Annotated in this window: 19 protein-coding genes; 8 read left to right on the forward strand and 11 right to left on the reverse strand. The window is 72.2% G+C overall.

Annotation, left to right across the window (positions count from 1 at the left end):
• The first annotated feature begins 216 nt into the window (after positions 1 to 216).
• From AB0J40_RS05020 to AB0J40_RS05030, 3 genes are read left to right on the forward strand one after another with little or no spacing between them, the layout of a single operon-like run.
• Complete coding sequence (locus tag AB0J40_RS05020) at positions 217 to 1,851, forward strand: ABC transporter ATP-binding protein (RefSeq protein ID WP_364447769.1); 1,635 nt, start codon at positions 217 to 219, stop codon at positions 1,849 to 1,851.
• Positions 1,848 to 3,593 (forward strand): ABC transporter ATP-binding protein, encoded by a 1,746-nt coding sequence (locus AB0J40_RS05025; protein WP_364447772.1) that lies wholly within the window; start codon positions 1,848 to 1,850, stop codon positions 3,591 to 3,593. The genes AB0J40_RS05020 and AB0J40_RS05025 overlap by 4 nt, the downstream gene beginning before the upstream one ends.
• Positions 3,594 to 3,653: 60 nt before the next feature.
• A complete protein-coding gene (locus AB0J40_RS05030; RefSeq protein WP_364447774.1) occupies positions 3,654 to 4,079 on the forward strand; it encodes a pyridoxamine 5'-phosphate oxidase family protein in 426 nt (141 codons plus the stop codon).
• Positions 4,080 to 4,181: 102 nt separating this feature from the next.
• Here AB0J40_RS05030 and purQ read toward each other — a convergent pair whose 3' ends face one another.
• Positions 4,182 to 4,859, reverse strand: coding sequence for a phosphoribosylformylglycinamidine synthase subunit PurQ (gene purQ, locus AB0J40_RS05035; protein WP_364447776.1), 678 nt, complete (start codon positions 4,857 to 4,859; stop codon positions 4,182 to 4,184).
• A complete protein-coding gene (gene purS, locus AB0J40_RS05040; RefSeq protein WP_125308766.1) occupies positions 4,856 to 5,095 on the reverse strand; it encodes a phosphoribosylformylglycinamidine synthase subunit PurS in 240 nt (79 codons plus the stop codon). The genes purQ and purS overlap by 4 nt, the downstream gene beginning before the upstream one ends.
• 149 nt (positions 5,096 to 5,244) lie before the next feature.
• Between purS and AB0J40_RS05045 the strand changes: the two genes are divergently transcribed.
• Positions 5,245 to 6,804 (forward strand): GMC family oxidoreductase N-terminal domain-containing protein, encoded by a 1,560-nt coding sequence (locus tag AB0J40_RS05045; RefSeq protein ID WP_364447780.1) that lies wholly within the window; start codon positions 5,245 to 5,247, stop codon positions 6,802 to 6,804.
• 367 nt (positions 6,805 to 7,171) lie between these two features.
• Here the strand turns inward: AB0J40_RS05045 and AB0J40_RS05050 are convergent, their stop codons facing one another.
• Both AB0J40_RS05050 and AB0J40_RS05055 read right to left on the reverse strand, forming a co-directional pair.
• On the reverse strand, positions 7,172 to 8,668 hold the full coding sequence (locus AB0J40_RS05050; RefSeq protein WP_364447783.1) for an aldehyde dehydrogenase family protein: 1,497 nt from the start codon (positions 8,666 to 8,668) through the stop codon (positions 7,172 to 7,174).
• 34 nt (positions 8,669 to 8,702) lie between these two features.
• Positions 8,703 to 9,842: an MFS transporter gene (locus AB0J40_RS05055; RefSeq protein ID WP_364447786.1), complete on the reverse strand. Its 1,140-nt coding sequence runs from the start codon at positions 9,840 to 9,842 to the stop codon at positions 8,703 to 8,705.
• 61 nt (positions 9,843 to 9,903) lie between these two features.
• Here AB0J40_RS05055 and AB0J40_RS05060 point away from each other — a divergent pair, with 61 nt between their 5' ends.
• The 3 genes from AB0J40_RS05060 to AB0J40_RS05070 are packed head-to-tail and all read left to right on the forward strand — an operon-like array spanning position 9,904 to position 12,280.
• Positions 9,904 to 10,836: a DUF5937 family protein gene (locus AB0J40_RS05060; RefSeq protein WP_364447788.1), complete on the forward strand. Its 933-nt coding sequence runs from the start codon at positions 9,904 to 9,906 to the stop codon at positions 10,834 to 10,836.
• Positions 10,837 to 10,839: 3 nt separating this feature from the next.
• Positions 10,840 to 11,610, forward strand: coding sequence for a tyrosine-protein phosphatase (locus AB0J40_RS05065; RefSeq protein WP_364447791.1), 771 nt, complete (start codon positions 10,840 to 10,842; stop codon positions 11,608 to 11,610).
• Positions 11,611 to 11,644: 34 nt separating this feature from the next.
• The gene (locus AB0J40_RS05070; protein ID WP_364447794.1) at positions 11,645 to 12,280 is read left to right on the forward strand and encodes an MBL fold metallo-hydrolase; all 636 of its coding nucleotides are present in this window, start codon (positions 11,645 to 11,647) and stop codon (positions 12,278 to 12,280) included.
• On the opposite strand, the gene AB0J40_RS05075 is transcribed toward AB0J40_RS05070, so the two are convergent.
• The 3 genes from AB0J40_RS05075 to AB0J40_RS05085 all read right to left on the reverse strand — a co-directional run bounded on the left by AB0J40_RS05075 (position 12,277) and on the right by AB0J40_RS05085 (position 14,436).
• Positions 12,277 to 12,972, reverse strand: coding sequence for a DUF2334 domain-containing protein (locus AB0J40_RS05075; RefSeq protein ID WP_364447797.1), 696 nt, complete (start codon positions 12,970 to 12,972; stop codon positions 12,277 to 12,279). The two genes, AB0J40_RS05070 and AB0J40_RS05075, sit on opposite strands and share 4 nt — an antisense overlap.
• A gap of 74 nt (positions 12,973 to 13,046) precedes the next feature.
• Positions 13,047 to 13,511, reverse strand: a complete 465-nt coding sequence (locus AB0J40_RS05080; protein WP_364447800.1) for an NADPH-dependent FMN reductase — start codon at positions 13,509 to 13,511, stop codon at positions 13,047 to 13,049.
• Positions 13,432 to 14,436: a phosphoribosylaminoimidazolesuccinocarboxamide synthase gene (locus AB0J40_RS05085; RefSeq protein WP_364447803.1), complete on the reverse strand. Its 1,005-nt coding sequence runs from the start codon at positions 14,434 to 14,436 to the stop codon at positions 13,432 to 13,434. The genes AB0J40_RS05080 and AB0J40_RS05085 overlap by 80 nt, the downstream gene beginning before the upstream one ends.
• A 47-nt stretch (positions 14,437 to 14,483) precedes the next feature.
• On the opposite strand from AB0J40_RS05085, the gene AB0J40_RS05090 reads away from it, so the two are divergent.
• A complete protein-coding gene (locus AB0J40_RS05090; RefSeq protein WP_364448689.1) occupies positions 14,484 to 15,290 on the forward strand; it encodes an SAM-dependent chlorinase/fluorinase in 807 nt (268 codons plus the stop codon).
• Here AB0J40_RS05090 and AB0J40_RS05095 read toward each other — a convergent pair.
• From AB0J40_RS05095 to AB0J40_RS05110, 4 genes are read right to left on the reverse strand one after another with little or no spacing between them, the layout of a single operon-like run.
• Positions 15,173 to 16,054: an MOSC N-terminal beta barrel domain-containing protein gene (locus AB0J40_RS05095; protein ID WP_364447805.1), complete on the reverse strand. Its 882-nt coding sequence runs from the start codon at positions 16,052 to 16,054 to the stop codon at positions 15,173 to 15,175. The genes AB0J40_RS05090 and AB0J40_RS05095 overlap by 118 nt on opposite strands.
• Before the next feature lie 43 nt (positions 16,055 to 16,097).
• Complete coding sequence (locus AB0J40_RS05100) at positions 16,098 to 16,838, reverse strand: amino acid ABC transporter ATP-binding protein (RefSeq protein WP_364447807.1); 741 nt, start codon at positions 16,836 to 16,838, stop codon at positions 16,098 to 16,100.
• Positions 16,835 to 17,587, reverse strand: coding sequence for an amino acid ABC transporter permease (locus AB0J40_RS05105; protein WP_364447809.1), 753 nt, complete (start codon positions 17,585 to 17,587; stop codon positions 16,835 to 16,837). The genes AB0J40_RS05100 and AB0J40_RS05105 overlap by 4 nt, the downstream gene beginning before the upstream one ends.
• Complete coding sequence (locus AB0J40_RS05110) at positions 17,588 to 18,355, reverse strand: ABC transporter substrate-binding protein (RefSeq protein WP_364447812.1); 768 nt, start codon at positions 18,353 to 18,355, stop codon at positions 17,588 to 17,590. It abuts the gene before it with no gap.
• Position 18,356: the final 1 nt, after the last annotated feature.

Raw genomic sequence — 18,356 nt, forward strand, 5'->3', positions numbered from 1 at the left:
GTGTGAGCGAGCCGACATCGCGGGCCCCGGAGCTGCCCTGGGGACAACTCCGGTTCGCGGGCACGGAACTGTCGGTCCCCGCGAGTAACGTTGAAACCGGGGGTCCCCCCAGCGGCGGGGGCCATCGCGAACGGCCGGGCGCGCCCGGACGCGCGGCCGGGGGTATGCCCGAAAATCGGTCGCCTTCCGCTGGTCGGCGGCTTACCGTCGGGAATCGTGCTTTCCGCCACATATCCCTTTCCGCCGCTGCGGCTGCCCGCGCGGCCGAGTGCGAGCCGCTTCCTGCTCGCCGTGTTCCGGGCCCGGCTCGGCACGGTGCTGGGCGCCGCCGCGCTCGGTGTCGTGTGGGCGCTGCCCGGTGCCCTGATGCCGCTGGTCGTCGGCCAGGGCATCGGTGCCGTCGGCGCGCACGACGGCGCCGGCGTCTGGCGCTGGGCGCTGGCCGCCGCCCTGCTCGGGGTGGTGCAGACGCTGACCGGGACCTGGCTGCACTTCCTCAACTACGGCCTGTGGCTGCACGGCGCGGGCTCGACCCAGCGGGCCGTCTCCGCGCACACCACCCGCGTCGGCGCCGGCCTGCGCGAGCAGACGACCACCGGCAACCTCGTCGCGATCAGCACGACCGACATCAACCACATCGGCAACACCGTCGAGGTGACCGGCCGGGCGTTCGGCTCGCTGCTGGCGTTCGTCGTGGTGGCCGTGTGGCTGATCTCGACGTCGCCGCTGCTCGGCGTGGTCGCGCTGGTCGGCGTGCCGGTCGCGGTGCTGGGCATCGGGCCGTTGCTCGCTCCCCTGCAGAAGCGCAAGGCGAAGCAACGCGAGAAGCGCGGCGACGTCAACGCGCTCGGCGCGGACATCGTGTCCGGCCTGCGGATCCTGCGCGGCATCGGCGGCGAGCGGCGGTTCTTCGCCCGCTTCCGCGAAACGAGCCAGCGGGTCCGGCGGGCCGGCATCGAGGTCGGCCGGGCCGAAGCGTGGCTGGCCGGGGCGGAGATCGCGCTGCCCGGCCTGGTCACCGTGGTGATCACCTGGCTGGGCGCGCGGCTGGCCGTGTCCGGGGAGATCGGCGTCGGGCAGCTCGTGGCGTTCTACGGCGTTTCGGCGTTCCTCATCTGGCCGGTCACCGCCGCCACCGAGGCGGTCGGGTCGATCACGTCCGGCCTGGTCGCGGCGCGGAAGGTGGCGGCGCTGCTGGCGATCCGCCCGAAGCTGGCGGACCCCGAACACCCGGTCCGGCTGCCCGACGGGCCGCTGGAGCTCCTCGACTCCGAGTCCGGCGTGCGCATCGCGGCCGGGCGGCTGACGGTCGTCGACTTCGGCGCCGACGGCGAAGCGGTGGCCGATCGGCTGGCCCGGTTCGCCGACCCGGCCGAAGGCGAAGAGGTGCTGGTCAACGGCATCCGGGCGGACCACGTCGCGCTCGCGGAGCTGCGGCGCCGGGTCGTCTACGCGCACAATCAGGACATCTGGTTCTCCGGCGTGCTGCGAGAGCAGCTGACACCGGCGCGGCCGGGCGGCGTCACCAGCACCGAAGCGCTGTACGCGGCTGACGCCGACGACATCGTCGAGGCGCTGCCCAACGGCGTCGACGAGGTGATCGGCGAGCGCGGGCGCGAAGTGTCCGGCGGCCAGCGGCAACGGCTGAACCTGGCCCGCGCGCTGGCGGCGGACGCCGACGTGCTGGTGCTGGACGAGCCGACGTCGGCGGTCGACGCGCACACGGAGGCACGCATCACCGAGCGCGTCGCGGCCCTGCGCCGCGGCAAGACGACGGTGGTGTTCAGCCAGAGTCCTTTGTGGACACATGTGGCCGACGAGGTTTTCACGGCGAAGGTAGTGACGGTATGAAGCGGCTCCCCACGGCGTCCCGGCGGGACGTCCGGCGCTGGGCGCTGAAGACGGCGGCGGTCCACAAACGCGAGTTCGGGCTGCTGCTCGGCGCGCTGTGCGTGGCGACGCTGATCGGACTGGCCGGGCCGCAGCTGCTCGGCGCGCTGGTCGACGACGTCGCGGCCGGCACGACGACGGGTCACGTCGACGTGCTGGCGGCGGTGTTCGTCGGGATCCTGGTGCTGCAGGCGGTGGCGCGGAAGATCGCGCGGATGCGCGGCGCGGTGTTCGGTGAGCTGGTGCTCGCCGAGACCCGCGAAGAGTTCGTCGGGACCGCGCTGCAGCTGCCGCTCGGCACGGTCGAGGCGGCGGGCACCGGTGACCTGCTCAGCCGGGCCACCACCGACCTCGGCCGGATCGACCACGCGGCGCGGTTCGCGGCGCCGGAGATCCTGATCGCGGCGGTGACCGTCGTGTTCACGGTCGTCGCGATGGTGCTGACGTCGCCGCTGCTCTCGCTGGGCCTGCTGGTCGCGCTGCCGCTGCTGGTGACCGTCAACGTCTGGTACCAGCGGCGGATCCCGTCGGTGATGCAGTGGATGCTCGACCGCTGGGCGGACCTGACCACCAGCGTCCACGAGACGGCGGAGGGCGCGCGCACGGTCGAGGCGCTCGGGCTCACCGAGCGGCGCGTCGACGCGGCGTACGACGCGCTGGACCAGAGCATCCTCGGCGAGCGGCGGATGCGGGCGCTGCAGCTGCGGTGGCTGCCGTCGCTGGAGATCAGCTACGTGCTGCCGCTGGCGGTCATGCTGCCGCTCGGGCTGCTCGCGTACACGCGCGGCTGGGCCGGACTCGGCGAGATCACCACGATGCTGCTGTACGTCCAGGCGATGTCGGCGCCGCTGAACGAGGCGCTGTTCTGGCTGGAGGACCTGCAGGTCGCGGCGGCCGCGGCGCGGCGGATCCTGGGCGTGCGCGAGGTGGCCGTCGAGGAGTCGCCGAAGGTGACGGAGGTGCCACGCGGGCGGGACATCGACGTCCACGGGGTCCGGTTCGCCTACACGGCCGACCGCGAGGTGCTGCACGGCATCGACCTGCGGGTGCCGCGCGGCGAGCGGCTGGCGATCGTCGGCCCGTCCGGCGCGGGCAAGTCGACGCTCGGCCGGCTGCTGGCGGGCATCGCGGCGCCGTCGGCCGGCTCGGTTCGCATCGGCGGCCAGGACGTCTCGGCGCTGGCCGACGACGTCCTGCGCGGCGAGGTCCTGCTGCTGACCCAGGAGCACCACGTGTTCTCGGGGACGCTGCGGCAGAACCTGGCGCTGCCGGCGCGTCGTGCGGGCGGCGACTGGACGGACGAGGAGCTGCTCGCGGCGCTCGACTCGGCGGGCGCGTCGGAGTGGGTGGCGACGCTGCCGTCCGGGCTCGACACGAAGCTGGGCTCGGGCGAGCACCCGGTGCCGGCGGCGATCGCGCAGCAGCTGGCGCTGGCCCGCGTGGTGCTGGCGGACCCGCACACGCTGGTGCTGGACGAGGCGACGTCGCTGCTGGACACGGGCTCGGCGCGCGATCTGGAGAAGTCGCTCAACAGCGTGCTCTCCGGGCGGACGGTGATCGCGATCGCCCACCGCCTGCACACGGCGGCGGCCGCGGACCGGGTCGCGGTCGTGGAGGGCGGCCGGATCACGGAGCTGGGGCCGCACGCATCGCTGCTGGCCGCGGGCGGCTCGTACGCCCGGCTGGTGGCGGCGGCTTCGTAGCCCGGAATGTCCGGAGTGTGGGGCTGGTTACTCCCCGGGTAGGCCTACTTGGGGAGTGCCATGTCGTTTGTGATGACCGCTTCGGAGCGCGAAGAGTTCTTGAGCGGGGTGCACGTGGGGGTCCTGGCGGTGGAGCGCGCCGGCCGGGCGCCGCTGGCGGTCCCGGTCTGGTACGACTACTCGCCCGGCGGCGAAGTGCTGATCTGGATGGAGCGCGACACGGTCAAGGACCGGGCGATCACCGCGGCCGGCCGGTTGAGCTTGGCGGTCCAGGACGAGAACCCGCCGTACAAGTACGTGACGGTCGAGGGCCCGGTGGTGGCGAACGACCAGCCCCCGACGCGCGAGCTGGCGCTGCGGATCGCGGGGCGGTATTGGCCCGAGGAACAGGCGACGGCGTACGTCGACGCGGCGCTCGGGGAGCGGTCGGTGCTCGTGCGGGTGCGGCCGGAGAAGTGGCTGTCGAACGACCAGAGCAAGAGCTGAGCAGTTCCGGGACTGTGGACAACTCGGGTCCCCAGCCCCGGAAACGCGCCGGTTCTGTCGGTGGCCCCCGGTAGAATGGTTACCGGGGGCCGAGGCCCGCCCTCAGGCCTTGACCAGCGCGTCCACCGCGCTGAAGAACATGCCCAGCCCATCGTCCGACGGGCCGGTCAGCGCGTCGATCGCGTGCTCCGGGTGCGGCATCAACCCGACGACCCGGCCGTTCTCCGAGCGGATCCCGGCGATGTCGTTGCGCGACCCGTTCGGGTTCCCGCCGACGTACCGGAACACCACGCGGCCCTCGGCCTCCAGCTCGTCCAAAGTGGACTGCTCGGCCACGTAGCAGCCGTCGATGTTCTTCATCGGAATGAGGATCTCGGCACCCTCGTCGTACCGGGTCGTCCACGCGGTGGACGTGTTCTCCACCCGCAGCCACTGGTCGCGGCAGATGAAGTGCAGGCCCTGGTTGCGGATCATCGCGCCCGGCAGCAGGCCGGCCTCGCAGAGGATCTGGAACCCGTTGCAGATGCCGAGCACCGGCATGCCCGCGCGCGCCGCCTCGATCACCGGCGTCATCACCGGCGCGAACCGGGCGATCACGCCCGCGCGCAGGTAGTCGCCGTAGGAAAACCCGCCCGGGACGACGACCGCGTCGACGTCGTGGAGGTTCTCGTCCGCGTGCCACAGCGGCACCGCCTCCGCGCCGGCGTACGTGACCGCGCGGGCCGCGTCGCCGTCGTCGAGCGTGCCCGGGAACGTGATGACGCCGATGCGCGCGCTCACGCGTCCACCCGCTTGATCGTCCACTGCTCGATGACCGGGTTCGCGAGGAAGCCCTCGGCGATCTTCTCGAGCGTCGCGTCGTCGACCGTGTCGTCGACCTCGATCTCGAAGTGCTTGCCCTGGCGGATCTCCTTGATCCCGGTGAAGCCGAGGCGGCCGGCGGCGCCGAGCGCGGCCTGCCCCTGCGGGTCGAGGATTTCGGGCTTCGGCATGACGTCGACGACGACTCGGGCCACGGCAGGCTGCTCCTTATTCACGCAGGTCGTGGGTACCCTCCGAGCATAGTTCACCCAGTTCGGCAGCCCGCGAGGACCTAGACTGGCCGTACGCGCCGCGCTGCGCCATGATGAGTCGTTGACATCGCGCCAACAGCTGTGGAGGCACCGTGGACTCCTACGACTACGTGATCGTCGGCGCCGGGAGCGCCGGGTGCGTGCTGGCGAACCGGCTCACCGAAGATCCGTCCGCCCAGGTCCTGCTGCTCGAAGCGGGCGCGGCGGACGCCGCCGACGAAATCCACATCCCGGCCGCGTTCCCGTCGCTGTTCAAGACCAAGTGGGACTGGAACTACGAGACCGTCGAGCAGAAGCACACCGGCAAGACGGCCTACTGGCCGCGCGGCAAGATGCTCGGCGGCTGCTCGTCGATCAACGCGATGATCTACATCCGCGGCAACCGCGCCGACTACGACGGCTGGCGCGATTCCCACGGCGCCGAAGGCTGGGGCTGGGACGACGTCCTCCCGTACTTCAAGCGCGCCGAGGGCAACCAGCGGCTCGACGGGCCCCTCCACGGCACCGACGGCCCGCTCCACGTCGAGGACCGCCGGTTCACCCACGAGCTGTCGACGGCGTGGGTCGACTCCGCCGTCGCGTGGGGGCTCAAGCGCACCGACGACTTCAACGGCGAGAGCCAGGAAGGCGCCGGCGTCTACCAGGTCACCTGCAAGAAGGGCCGGCGCTGGTCGACCGCCGACGCGTACCTGCGGCCCGCCATGGAGCGGCCGAACCTCACGGTGAAGACGTGCGCGCCGGCCACCCGGGTGGTCTTCGAGGGCACGCGCGCGGTCGGTGTGTCCTATTTGGACAACGGTGTCGAGACGACCGCGCGCGCGTCGGCCGAAGTGATCCTCTCCGGTGGTGCGGTGAACTCCCCGCAGCTGCTGATGGTGAGCGGTGTCGGCCCGGCCGAGCACCTGCGCGAGCACGGCATCGACGTCGTCGCCGCGCTGCCCGGCGTCGGCGAGAACCTGCACGACCACCCGGCGTGCGGGATCATCTGGTCGACGCGCGGCACCACCGACCTGGTCGACGCGGCCACGCCGGCCGGTCTCGTCCGCTACCAGCTGACGAAGCGCGGGCCGCTGGCGTCGAACATCGGTGAGGCGGGCGCGTTCTTCCCGACGGCCGACGGGCTGCCGGCGCCGGACATGCAGATCCACGTCGCGCCGACGCTGTTCTACGACAACGGCATGCGCGAGCCGACGGTCCCGGGGTTCACGTCGGCGGCGACGCTGGTGGACGTCGCGAGCCGCGGCCGGCTGCGGCTGAAGTCGGCGAACCCGTTGTGGAAGCCGGAAATCGACCCGGCGTACTACGCGGAATCGGTGGACATGGACCGGATGGTCGCCGGGCTGCGGGCGTTGATCGAAATCGGTCGCGTGGGGCCGCTGAAGCGGTTCCTGGACCAGCCGTTCCTGCCCGCGCGGCACGATTTGAGCGATTCCGAGCTGGCCGAGCACATCCGCGAGAACACGCAGACGCTTTATCACCCGGTGGGGACTTGCTCGATCGGGTCGGTGGTCGATCCGCAGCTGCGGGTTCAGGGGGTTGAGGGGCTGCGGGTCGTGGACGCGTCGGTGATGCCGGTGGTGCCGCGCGGGAACACCAACGCGCCGACGATCATGGTGGCCGAGAAGGGCGCGGATTTGATCCGGGGGCGGTGAGGGCGGGCCTCGGCTGCGTATTTCCCGGCCGGAGACTTGCCCGGGGAGTCGGTTTGCCCGCGCGAGCGTCCGAACCGCCGGGGAGCGAGCAGCCTGGGCAGTCCTGCCCCCGTCGCCGGGTTGGTTTGCGGAGCCCGGCCGAGGCGAGGCCCGGCGCGCCGGCAGGGCGAGCCAAGCCATGCCGCTGCGCGCGCACGGACGGTGGGGGTTGCCGCGCGATTGCCGTGGAATACCGCCGCGCTCGGGGGGAGGCGACCAGCTTTGGGGCGGGCCTCGGCCCCCGGTAACCATCTTACCGGCGACCACCGACAGAACCGGTGCGGTTCCGGGGTTGTGGACACCAGTTGTCCACAACCCCGGACCGACCTCAGCGCTTGCCGTGCAGGATGGTGACCAGCTTGGCCACCAGTGCGTCCGTTGATTCCTTGCGGCTGAACGACGTCAACGTCAGCGGGGCCGTGAACCGCTGCCGGGCGATCGCCTTCGTGCGGGCGAACTCGCGCAGGCCCTCCGGGCCGTGGATGCGGCCGAAGCCCGAATCGCCCACGCCGCCGAACGGCAAGGAGGCGATTCCCGCGAACGACAGCGGTGCGTTGATCGCCGTCATCCCCGTGCGCAGCTTCTCCGCCAGCTCGACCCCGCGGGACTTCGAAAACACCGTCGACCCCAAGCCGTACTTCGTGCTGTTGGCCTTCTCGACCGCTTCGTCCATCGAGGCGACCTTCGCGATCGTCACCGTCGGGCCGAACGTCTCCTCGGTGACCGCTTCCGAATCCTCCGGGACGTCGACCAGCACCGTCGGCTGCGCGTACCGGTCGCCGACCGCTTCCTCGCCGCCCAGGACCGCCTTGCCTCCCCGGGCCAGTGCGTCCTGGATGTGCCTCTTGATCACGCCCAGCTGGGACGGCATCGTCACCGGGCCGTACTGCGCGGCCTCGTCCGAGCCCGCCCGGACGTCCTTCGACTTCTCGACCACCTTCGCCACGAACTCGTCGTGGACCTTCTCGTGGACGTACACCCGCTCGACGCCGATGCACGTCTGGCCCGAGTTCGAGAACGCGCCCCAGACCGTCGCGTCGGCCGCCGCGTCCAGGTCCGCGTCCGCGTCGACCAGGACCGGGTCCTTGCCGCCCGCCTCGATGACCACCGGGGTCAGCGTCTCCGCCGCCGCGGCCATGATGCGCTTGCCCGTCGCCGTCGAGCCGGTGAACGCGATCTTGTCGACACCGGCTCGCACCAGCGCCGCGCCCGTCTCGCCGAAGCCCGTGACCAGCTGCAGCACCGGCTGCTCCGGGACGATCTCGGCGAACGCGTCGACCAGCCACTTCCCGACGCCCGGCGTGTACTCGCTCGGCTTGAACACCACCGCGTTGCCCGCCGCGAGCGCGTACGCGATCGAGCCCAGCGGCGTGAACACCGGGTAGTTCCACGGGCCGATCACGCCGACCACGCCCAGCGGCTGGTACTCGACCGTCGCCGCCTGGTTCGACATCAGCAGGCCGGCCGAGCGCTTCTGCTTGCCGAGGATCTTCTTGGCGTGCTTGCCCGCCCACGCGATGTGCTCGATCGCCAGGACGCTCTCGAGCTGCGCGTCCGCGATCGGCTTGCCGGTCTCGTCGCGGACCACCTGGCACAGCTGCGGCAACCGCCGCGTCAGCACGCCCTTCCAGCCGCGGAGCCGTTCGGCGCGCCCCGCGAAGCCCAGCCCTTCCCACCACTTCGCCGCGACACGCGCTCGCTCGACGGCCGCCTGGACGTCCTCGGCGCTGTGGACGGGGTAGGTTCCGACCACCTCGTCGGTCGCCGGGCTGAGCGAGTCGAAGGTCTCGCCGACCGACGTCGGCTTCGGCTGGACGGCAGTCATCGGCGTCTCCCTGGAGGTCGCGGGTCAGCCCAGGTTACGGCGTTACTGACATTGTGCCAATAGCTCGCACGGGCTTCGCCACCAGCATTCCACCGGCGATCGCCGCGGCAAAGACACCGAACAACGGGGTGACCCACAGCGGCAGCACGCCGACCGCCAGCGACCCCAGCCCGAAGCCGCCCGCCTGCACCGTGAACGATAACGAGAACCCCGCCGACCTGCGGTTCTTCGGCAGCAGCCGCTGCAGGTTGACCGAGGTGGCGGCGACCAGCGGACCCGTGCAGGCGCCGATCAGGGCCACCGAGCCGAGGAGCCCGGCCCAGCCGAAGCCGCCCGCGAGGGTGAGCCCGCCGATGACGAACCCGGCGAGGAACAGCCGCGGGTCGCCGGTCTTGCCGCGCCACGCGTAGAGCGCGCTGCCCGCGATGCTCGCCCCGCTCAGCACGGCGATCACGACCGGCGCCACCGTCTCGGGCGCGCCCAGCCGCTGGACGAGCGGGAGCGGCGCCACCTCGATCGTCGACAGCAGCAGCCCGACGGTGAACGCGCAGCCCAGCCACGGCAGGTAGGTGGCGAGCCGCGCGGGAGGGACGTCGGCTTCGGATTCCACCCGTTCGTGCTCACGAACACCGCGCGGGACGAGCAGCGCCGCCGCCACGCAAGCGACCGCCATCGCGGCGAGCGGGACGAACGTGCCGGCCAGGTCGAGCAGCGCGACCAGCGCCGGACCGCCGATGAGGATCCCTTCGAGGAGCATCGCGTCGACGGAGATCGCGCGTGGCAGCAGCTCGTCGTCGACGGTGTCCGCGAGGAGCGTCCGGAAGCCGCCCGACAACGCGCCGCCCGCGATGCCGGGCAGCAGGACGAGTGCGACCAGGACCGGGGCGGGTGCGTCGGCGGCCAGCGCCAGCACGACGTACCCGGCCGCGGTCAGCAAGAGCAGCGCGGGCAGGCCCCGCGCCGGACCGACGCGGTCGAGCAGGCGCCCGACCGGCACCGCGCAGACCATCTCGGCGGCGACGTAGACCGACATCAGCACGCCGCCGAGCCGGTAGGAGCCGGTCGTCGCGGTGGTCAGCAGGGTGAACGCGAGCGGCGCCATGGTGGCCGGGAGCCGGGCGAACTGGACGCCCGCCGACCAGCGCCAGTAGGCGCGATGGGTGAACAACGACATGCCGGTAGCGTCGTTCGCCGCTCGCGAGGAGCACACTGATTCGGGTGAGGGCGAATCACCGATGATCGAGCTGGTCCTGACGGCGGCGGGCGCGCAGCGCGTCCGGTTCGCGATCTCGCCGTTGGAGGAGGTGCTGGGCGCCGTCCAGACGCTGCTCGGCGTCCGGCGGCACCCCGCGCACCTGCCGTGGCTGCCGGCCATCCCGGACGTGCCCGAGCTGGCCGCGGTCCTGAGCGCGCGGCACTACATCACCGAGTTCCTGAGCCCGCCGCCCGACGGCCCGGAGACGACGGCGTCCGCGCAGCTGCGGGCCGTGCGGGCGACGCCGCCGGCGCAGGTCGCGCTGGAGCTGGGGATGGTCGACGCCGACCTGTCGCTGCTGCCGGCCGACCCGGCGGCCGCGCGCGACCTGCTGGCCTCACAGCTCGAGACGGTCTGGCACGCGCTGCTCGCGCCGGAGTGGCCGCGGCTGCGCGAGCTGCTGGCAGCGGACATCGCGTACCGGACGCGGCAGCTGGGGTCCGGTGGGATCGCGGCGATGCTCGCGGAGCTGCACCCGCGCGTGCGGCTGTCGGAGACGTCGGTCCTGGTGGACGTCCAGGCCCGCGAGCGGCTGGAGCTCGACGCGCGCGGGTTGCTGCTGATCCCGGCGGTGTTCGCGTGGCCGAACGTCGGGGTCGTGACGGTGCCGCCGTGGCAGGTTTCGCTGCTGTACCCGGCGCGGGGCGTGGCTTCGCTGTGGACGTCCCCGACCGAGCCACCGGAGGCCCTGGCCGAGGTCCTGGGCCGGACGCGGGCGCTGCTGCTGACGAGCCTGGACCGCCCGGCGGCGACGACGGAACTGGCCCGGCGCCACGGCTTGGCCCCGGCGACGGTTTCGGCGCACCTCACGGCGTTGCGCGCGGCGGGGTTGCTGGCGTCGGAACGCCGCGGGCACCGGGTGCTGTACCGGCGCACGGAACTCGGCGACGCGCTGCTCACCGGCAAACTGTGACGGGTGACCAGAACAGTGGCTTGGGAAGGTTTCCACAACACCAGGGACCTGGGCGGCCTGCCGACGCGCTCGGGCCGCGCGACCCGCCGCGGCGCGTTCTTCCGAGCGGCGGACCTCCGGTTCGTCACCGATGCCGGCTGGGCACAGGCGCGCGAGGCCGGCGTCCGGACCGTCATCGACCTGCGCAACCCCGACGAGATCCGGCCGACGGCGGACGCTCCGACGGCGCTGGCGGGTTCCGCCCAGTTCGCCGCCGCGGCCGGCGTCACCACGCCGCCGGGCATCGACCGCGTCGAGGTGCCCCTCGACGACATCGGCGACCTCGAGTTCTGGCGGTACGTCAACGGCGAGCGGCTGAACGGCTCCCCGCTCTACTACCCGGTCTTCCTCGACCGGAAGGCCGAGCGCTGTGCCGCCGTCATCGAAGCGATCGCGGAGTCCGCCCCCGGCGGCGTCCTGTTCCACTGCGGCGGCGGGCGCGACCGGACCGGTCTCGTCGCGCTCCTGCTGCTGGCGCTGGCGGACGTCACCCCCGACGCCATCGCCGCGGACTACGACCTGTCCACCGAAGCCCTGAAACCGCTGTACGCCGCGATGGGGGCCGAAGACCAGGGGCCGGCCATCGCGGCGCTCCTCGCGCAGCGGGGTACCACGACCGCGGCGGCGGTCCGGGCCACGCTCGACGGGTTCGACGTCGAGCGGTACCTCCTCGACGCCGGGGTCGCCCGCGGCGACCTCGACGACATCCGGCGCCGGCTCGTGCACCAGGACTAGGCTGGAAAAGACCCCCCGTTAAGGAGAACCAACGATGCGTATCGTCCATTTCGGACACGCCTGCCTGTTGCTGGAGACCGGCTCCGAGCGGATCCTGATCGATCCCGGGGCGTTCTCCACCGGGTTCGAGGGCGAGCGTGAGCTGTCCGCCGTGCTCGTCACGCACCAGCACTTCGACCACCTCGACGTCGAACGGCTGCCGAAGGTCCTCGAAGCCAACCCGGACGCCAAGCTGATCGTCGATCCCGGGTCCGCGCCTGAGGTCGAGAAGCTGGGCGTCCAGTTCGAAATCGCCAATGTGGGTGACGCATTCGCCGTCGGGGACACCTCGATCAAGGCCGTCGGCGGTCAGCACGCCGTCATCCACGCCGACATCCCCGTCATCCCGAACATCGGGTACGTCTTCGACGACGGCGCCTTCTTCCACCCCGGTGACTCGTTCTTCGTGCCCGAGCAGAAGATCGACGTGCTCGGGCTGCCGACCGGCGCGCCGTGGCTCAAGGCCGGCGAGGCCGTCGACTACCTGCGGGCCGTCGCGCCGCGGGCGGCCGTGCCCATCCACGAAGCCGTGCTCGCCAACCCGGCCATGCACTACGGCCTCTTCGGGAACCTCGCGCCCGAAGGAACCGAGGTCAAGGTGCTGGAGCGGGCCGAACCCACGAAGTTCTAGACCGCGACCGCGCGCAGCGAACCGTAGGTCGCGCCGAAGGCCCGGTTCTCCAGTGCGACGTCCACCGCGTCCAGCAGCGCCTGGCGGAGGCCGGGGCGGGTCAGGTCCGCGGCATCCACCCCCAGCCGGACCAGCCCGCCCCGGCGGGCCGACCGCGCCGCCGCCAGCACCAGCGCGAAGCAGCGCACCGTCTCCGTGCGGTGCGACTGGCTCGTGAACTCACTCACGCGCGCCCGGCGCACCTCGCCGGTCACCAGGTCGCGGACCGCGCCGAGGTCCGCGCACAGCCGGAAGCCGTGCTCGGCCAGCGCCTGCAGCGTGCCCTGGGAGGCGATCCAGCGCGGCGGCGCGAAGCCGTCGACCGACAGGCCCGCGGCGTCCAGCGCCGCCTTCGCCGCGATCAGCCGCAGGCGCGCCTCGTGCGCCGGCAGCGTCGCGAACTCCGCCTTCTTGCCCAGGTACACCGTGCGGTGCGTGGGCGTGACGGTGTGGTCGTAGCCGTGCAGCAGCACGGAATCGCCGGCGCGGGCGCGGGTGCGCACCCACTCCGTCACCGGACCTTCGCCGGTGCGGGCGGCGTACAGCACGGACAGCGGCACCTTGCGGCGGTCGAGCTCGGCCGCGAGGTCGGCGCACCGGTGCAGCGTGCGCGGGGTGATTCCCGACAGCGAAACCAGCAAGCGAGCGTCCACGCCACCATTGGGACGCACGCGTCTGACGTCGCCGTGAACTGCGCAGAACGGGCGAGCGTCCGTTGCCGGAAGCGTCAGGCGGCTTCACGCAGCCGGGCGACCGCCACGGCGATCCGGCCGCGCAGGTCGGGGTCCGCCACTTGGCCGTCGGCGACGTCCGCCCGCGAGACCGGGATCCGCGCGCACGCCTCTTCGACGATCTTCGCGCCCGCGTACGTCAGCACCTTGCGCAGCGAGTCGTGCGCGTCGCGGCCGCCCGTCGGGGCCGCCACCGACGACGCGTTGATCCACGAGACCGGCTTGCCGTAGATCTCGCCGCCGCCGACCGTCCAGTCCAGGAGGTTCTTGAACGAGCCCGGCAGGCCGCCCGCGTACTCCGGCGTGCAGATCAGGATCGCGTCCGCTTCCGCGATCGCCGCGCGCAGCTCCGCGACGGCCGGGTGCAGCGGGTCGCGGTCGTCATCGGGGTTGAAGTGCGGCAGGTCGCCGAGGCCGGTGTACGTCTTGCTCGCGGTGAGGGTCGCGACGGTCCCCAGCACCGCCGCATTGCCCGAGCCTGCTCGCAGGCTGCCGCAGATCAGCAGGATCACGAGGCCAGTCTGCCAGCGAAAGCCCGGTGACGCGGTGGTACGCCTCGATGTACCGGTCGCGCGTGGCCGTCACCACTTCCGGGGGCAGCGGCGGCAGCGCGGACACGCAGTCCCAGCCCGACGCCGGCCCGACCAGCCAGTCGCGCACGTGCTGCTTGTCGAACGACGGGCAGGGGCGGCCCGGGCGGTGGCCGTCGGCCAGCCAGTAACGCGCCGAATCCGGCGTCAGCAGCTCGTCGGCCAGCACGAGCTCGCCGCGGGCCCCGATGCCGAACTCGAACTTCGTGTCGGCGAGCAGCAGGCCCTGCTCCGCGGCCCGCGCGGCGCCCCGGCGGTACAGCTCGAGCGAGGCCTCGCGGACCTCTTCGGCGAGCGTGCGGCCGAGGACCGACACGAACGTGTCGAAGTCGATGTTCTCGTCTGGCTCGCCGGGCCGCGCCTTGGTGGACGGCGTGAAGATGGGCTCCGGCAGCCGGGCCGACTCGGCCAGCCCGGACGGCAGCTCGAGCCCGCACACCGAGCCGGACCGCCGGTAGTCCGCGTACCCGCGGCCGGTGAGGTGGCCGCGGACGACGGCCTCCACCGGCAGCATGTCGAGCCGTTCGACCAGCAGCGCCCGGCCGCGGAACGCCGCGGGGACCAGCGGCCCGTCCCAGGCCACGACGTGGCTGGGCAGGACGTCGGCCAGCTCGCCGAACCAGAACACGCTCATCGCGGTGAGCACCCGGCCCTTGTCCGGGACGGGGGTCGGGAACACGCGCTCGAAGGCCGAGATGCGGTCGGAGGCGACGAGCAGCAGGTGCTCGTCGCCCACGGCGTAGAGGTCGCGGACCTTGCCGGAGGCGAGCCGCTCGGGGGTGGGGAGGGGTGTCACGCGCTGAACCCTAACGGGCACCCTCCGCCACCATGGATGATGCTCACATGGCGTACGACTGGATCTCGGTGACGACCGACTACGGCCTGCGCGACGGCTTCGTGGCGGCCTGCCACGGCGTGATCGCGCGGCTCGCGCCCGCCGTGCGGGTGATCGACGTGACCCACGAGGTGCCGCCCCAGGACATCCGGCACGGCGCGATGGCGCTGGCCCAGACCGTCCCGTTCCTCCCGGAGGCGGTGCACGTCGCCGTCGTCGACCCGGGCGTCGGCACGGCCCGGCTCGGCGTGGTCGTCGTCGCCGAGGGCGGGTTGCTGGTCGGGCCGGACAACGGCCTCCTGCTGCCGGCCGCGCACGCCCTCGGCGGGGTCCGGGAGGCCTACGAGCTGGCCGAGCCGTCGCTGCGGCTGCCGGTCACGTCGGCGACCTTCCACGGGCGGGACGTCTTCGCGCCCGCGGCCGCCCACCTGGCGCTGGGGGTCGCGCCGAGCGAGTTCGGCGCGCGCGTCGACGACCTGGTCGAGCTGCCGGAGCCGTTCGTGGCGGCGTTCCCCGGGAAGCTGGTGTCGGAGGTGCTGACCGTCGACCACTTCGGCAACGTCCAGCTCGCGGCGACGCCGGCGGACCTGGAGCTGTCGGGGCTGTCCGGCCCGGTGTCCGTGCACAGCGAGCGGGTCGCCGTGACCACCGAGATCGGGCGGACCTTCGCCGACGTCCCGGCCGGCGCGAGCGTCCTCTACACCGACTCGGCGGGCCGGCTCGCCGTCGCGGTCAACGGCGGTTCGGCCGCGGCGGTGCTGGGGCTCGGACCGGCCCAGGAGTGCACGATCACCTCGTCGCCGACCGCGAGCTGACCCGGCCGCAGTACCGCGGCCTTCATCCCGAACGTCACCCCGCCGTCGGGGTGACGGCGGTAGCCGGCGAGTGTCCGGATCGGCTCGGGGCCGGCCTTCTCGCCGGTCTCCTGGTCGACCATCGGGACCGTGCAGCGCACGCACTGCTTGGCGTACCCGAATTCCGCGGTGCCGGCGGTCATCGCGCGGACCTCGTCCTCGGTGTGCGGCTCGACCCAGCCGGAGACGACGACGTTGGGGCGGAAGCGGTCCATCGGCACCGGCTCGCCGCCGCGTTCGAGGATGCGCGCGTTCAGGTTGTCCAAAGAGGACTCAGCGGCGACGAGCAGGGCGTGCCCGTCGGCGAAAGCGGCCGTGCCGGGCGTCTCGCCGCTCGTCACGCGCTCGTGGTCCGGTGCGACGCCGATCAGCACCGACGGCAGGCCGAGCAGCTCCGAGAACCACTCCGCGGCTGCCTCGCCCTGGTGGATGCCCTCGCCGTGCCAGGAGAACGTCGAACCCGGGTGGCGCGGGCCGTCCTGCCGGACGTCGATTTCGAGGTCTTCGCGGCCGGGTGCGGACAGCGTCAGCCGATCGCCCCGGAGGCGGGGCCGGACCGCGGCCAGCACCGGGTGGCGGCGCTGGCTGCGGAAGTCCCCGTCGGGCGCGACGACCTCGAAGACGCGGTCGTGCGCCAACCCGGCCGGGGTGACCTCGGCGACCGGCACGTCGGTGCCGGCGCAGCCCTTGACCGGGTAGTACGTCAGTCGCGCGATCCTCGCCATGCCCGCAGGCTACCCGGGGCGTGGCCGGCCAAGCCCCTCGTTTTCAGAGCACCTGTGACAGGAATCGCCGCAGGCGGGGGCTCTGCGGGTCGTCGAACACCTGCGCCGGCGGGCCCTGCTCCACGATGCGGCCCGCGTCCATGAACGCGACTTCGTCGGCCACGTTGCGGGCGAAGCCCATCTCGTGCGTGACCACGATCAGCGTCAGACCGCGCGAGGCGAGCCCGGCCATCAGGTCCAGCACACCCTTGACCAGCTCCGGGTCGAGCGCGCTGGTGGCCTCGTCGAAGAGCATCACCTCGGGGTCCATCGCCAGCGCCCGGGCGATCGCGACGCGCTGCTGCTGACCGCCGGACAGCGCGCTCGGGCGGTACGGTGCCTTGTCCGCCAGGCCGACCTCGGCGAGCCGGGCGCGGGCGATCGCCGTCGCCTCCTCCTTGCCCAGCTTCTTGACGCTGCGCAGCGGCAGCACGATGTTGTCCAGCACGCTCCGGTGGCCGAAGAGGTTGAAGTGCTGGAACACCATGCCGACACGCTGGCGCAGCGCGTCCGGGTCGGCATGGATCACCGACTCGCCGTCGAGCAGCAGATCGCCGGAATCGGGCTCCTGCAACCGGTTCACGCACCGCAGCAGCGTCGACTTGCCGGACCCGGACGGCCCGATCACGCACGTCGTCCTGCCGCGGTCGACGCGCAGGTCCACTCCGCGCAGGACTTCCAGCGTCCCGAAGCGGACGTGGACGTCCCGCAGCTCCACACTGGACGATCGCACCGCCGTCGTCACGAGCCGGCCTTTCCACTGGAGACGAGGTCGAGTTCCGGTTCGGCGGCGCGCACCTTGCGGCCGGTCCGGAGCAACTTGTCGATGTGGTTCACCAGGTGCGTCAGCGGCACGGTGATCACCAGGTAGACGAACCCGGCCGCGACCAGCGGCGACAGGTTGCCGGTGTTGGCCGCGAGGTCCTGCCCGATCCGGAACAGCTCGCGCTGCTCGGACAGCAGGCCGAGGAAGTACACCAGGCTGGAGTCCTTGATCAGCGCGATGAACTGGTTCACCAGCGCGGGCAGCACGCGCCGGACGCCCTGCGGGATGATCACCAGCAGCATCGCCTTGCCGTAGCTCATCCCGAGCGCGCGGCTGGCTTCCAGCTGTCCGTTGTCGACGCTCTGGATGCCGGACCGGAAGATCTCGCCGATGTACGCGGCCGCGATCAGGCTGAGCGCCAGGATGCCGAGCGGGTAGGGGTTGGTGCCGACGACGTCGCGCGCCACCGTGCCGAGCCCCTGGCCGATCACGAGGATGGTCAGGATCGCCGGCAGGCCGCGGAAGACGTCGGTGTAGACCCGCGCCGGCCAGCGCAGCCAGCGCTTGGTGGACAGGCCCATGACGGCCAGCACCATGCCGAACACGATGCCGATCAGCCCGGACGTCAGCGCCAGGACGAGTGTGTTGAGCAGGCCCGTCTTCAGCAGGTCGGGGAAGACCTGCCAGATGTACTCCCAGTTCAGGAAGGTGTCGAGGAACTGCTCCATCTACTGCCCCGGCTTGAATTCGGCAGGCACGGGCGCGGTCGGCTCGAACCGGTCGTGGACTTTGAGCCACGTCCCGTCCGCGACGACCTTCTTGATGCCGTCGTTGAGCTTGTTCGCGAGTTCGTCGTCGCCCTTCTTGACGGCGAAGCCGTGCGGGATGGTCGTGACGATCGACTTCGCCACCTTGAGCCCCGCGTTGTTCTTCGCGTAGTCCTCGGCGGTGGCCTGGTCGAACACCGCGCCGTCGACCGCGCCGGTCTTGAGCGCGCTCAGCGCGGCGGCGTCGTTCGGGAACCGGACGACCTGCGCGGCGGGCGCGTTGGACGCCAGCCAGTTGTCCGACACCGTGCCCTGGACGACGCCGATCCGCTTGCCCGACAACGAGTTCTCGTCGGTGATGCCGGCCGTGTCGCGGGCCGCGATGCCGAGGGCCTGGTAGTTGTAGGGCTCCGAGAAGCCGACGGTCTTCTTGCGGGCGTCGGTCTGCGCGATGGCCGAGCTGCCGATGGCGAAGGTGCCGTTGGCGACCTGGCCGAGCAGGGCGGAGAAGTCGGTGGCGACGAACTCGAGCTTCAGGCCCTCCTTCTGCGCGATGGCCTTGAGCAGCTCGTTGTCGAACCCGGTGAAGGTGCCGTTTTCCTGGTAGGCGTTGGGTTTCGAGTCACTGAGCGTGCCGACGCGCAGCGTCGAGGAAGCGCTGTCCGAACCGCTGCCGCACGCGGTCAGCGTGAGCGCGGCGGTCAGTGCGGTGATGATCAGCTTCTTCATC

Source organism: Amycolatopsis sp. NPDC049691 (assembly GCF_040675005.1).
Lineage (GTDB): Bacteria > Actinomycetota > Actinomycetes > Mycobacteriales > Pseudonocardiaceae > Amycolatopsis.

Coding starts and splice junctions, on each gene's coding strand:
- AB0J40_RS05025 (WP_364447772.1), top strand. CDS start 1,848: ATGAAGCGGCTCCCCACGGCGTCCCGGCGGGACGTCCGGCGCTGGGCG.
- AB0J40_RS05105 (WP_364447809.1), bottom strand. CDS start 17,587: ATGGAGCAGTTCCTCGACACCTTCCTGAACTGGGAGTACATCTGGCAG.
- AB0J40_RS05110 (WP_364447812.1), bottom strand. CDS start 18,355: ATGAAGAAGCTGATCATCACCGCACTGACCGCCGCGCTCACGCTGACC.
- AB0J40_RS05095 (WP_364447805.1), bottom strand. CDS start 16,054: ATGGCGAGGATCGCGCGACTGACGTACTACCCGGTCAAGGGCTGCGCC.
- AB0J40_RS05090 (WP_364448689.1), top strand. CDS start 14,484: ATGGCGTACGACTGGATCTCGGTGACGACCGACTACGGCCTGCGCGAC.
- AB0J40_RS05055 (WP_364447786.1), bottom strand. CDS start 9,842: ATGTCGTTGTTCACCCATCGCGCCTACTGGCGCTGGTCGGCGGGCGTC.
- AB0J40_RS05030 (WP_364447774.1), top strand. CDS start 3,654: ATGTCGTTTGTGATGACCGCTTCGGAGCGCGAAGAGTTCTTGAGCGGG.
- AB0J40_RS05060 (WP_364447788.1), top strand. CDS start 9,904: ATGATCGAGCTGGTCCTGACGGCGGCGGGCGCGCAGCGCGTCCGGTTC.
- AB0J40_RS05050 (WP_364447783.1), bottom strand. CDS start 8,668: ATGACTGCCGTCCAGCCGAAGCCGACGTCGGTCGGCGAGACCTTCGAC.
- AB0J40_RS05070 (WP_364447794.1), top strand. CDS start 11,645: ATGCGTATCGTCCATTTCGGACACGCCTGCCTGTTGCTGGAGACCGGC.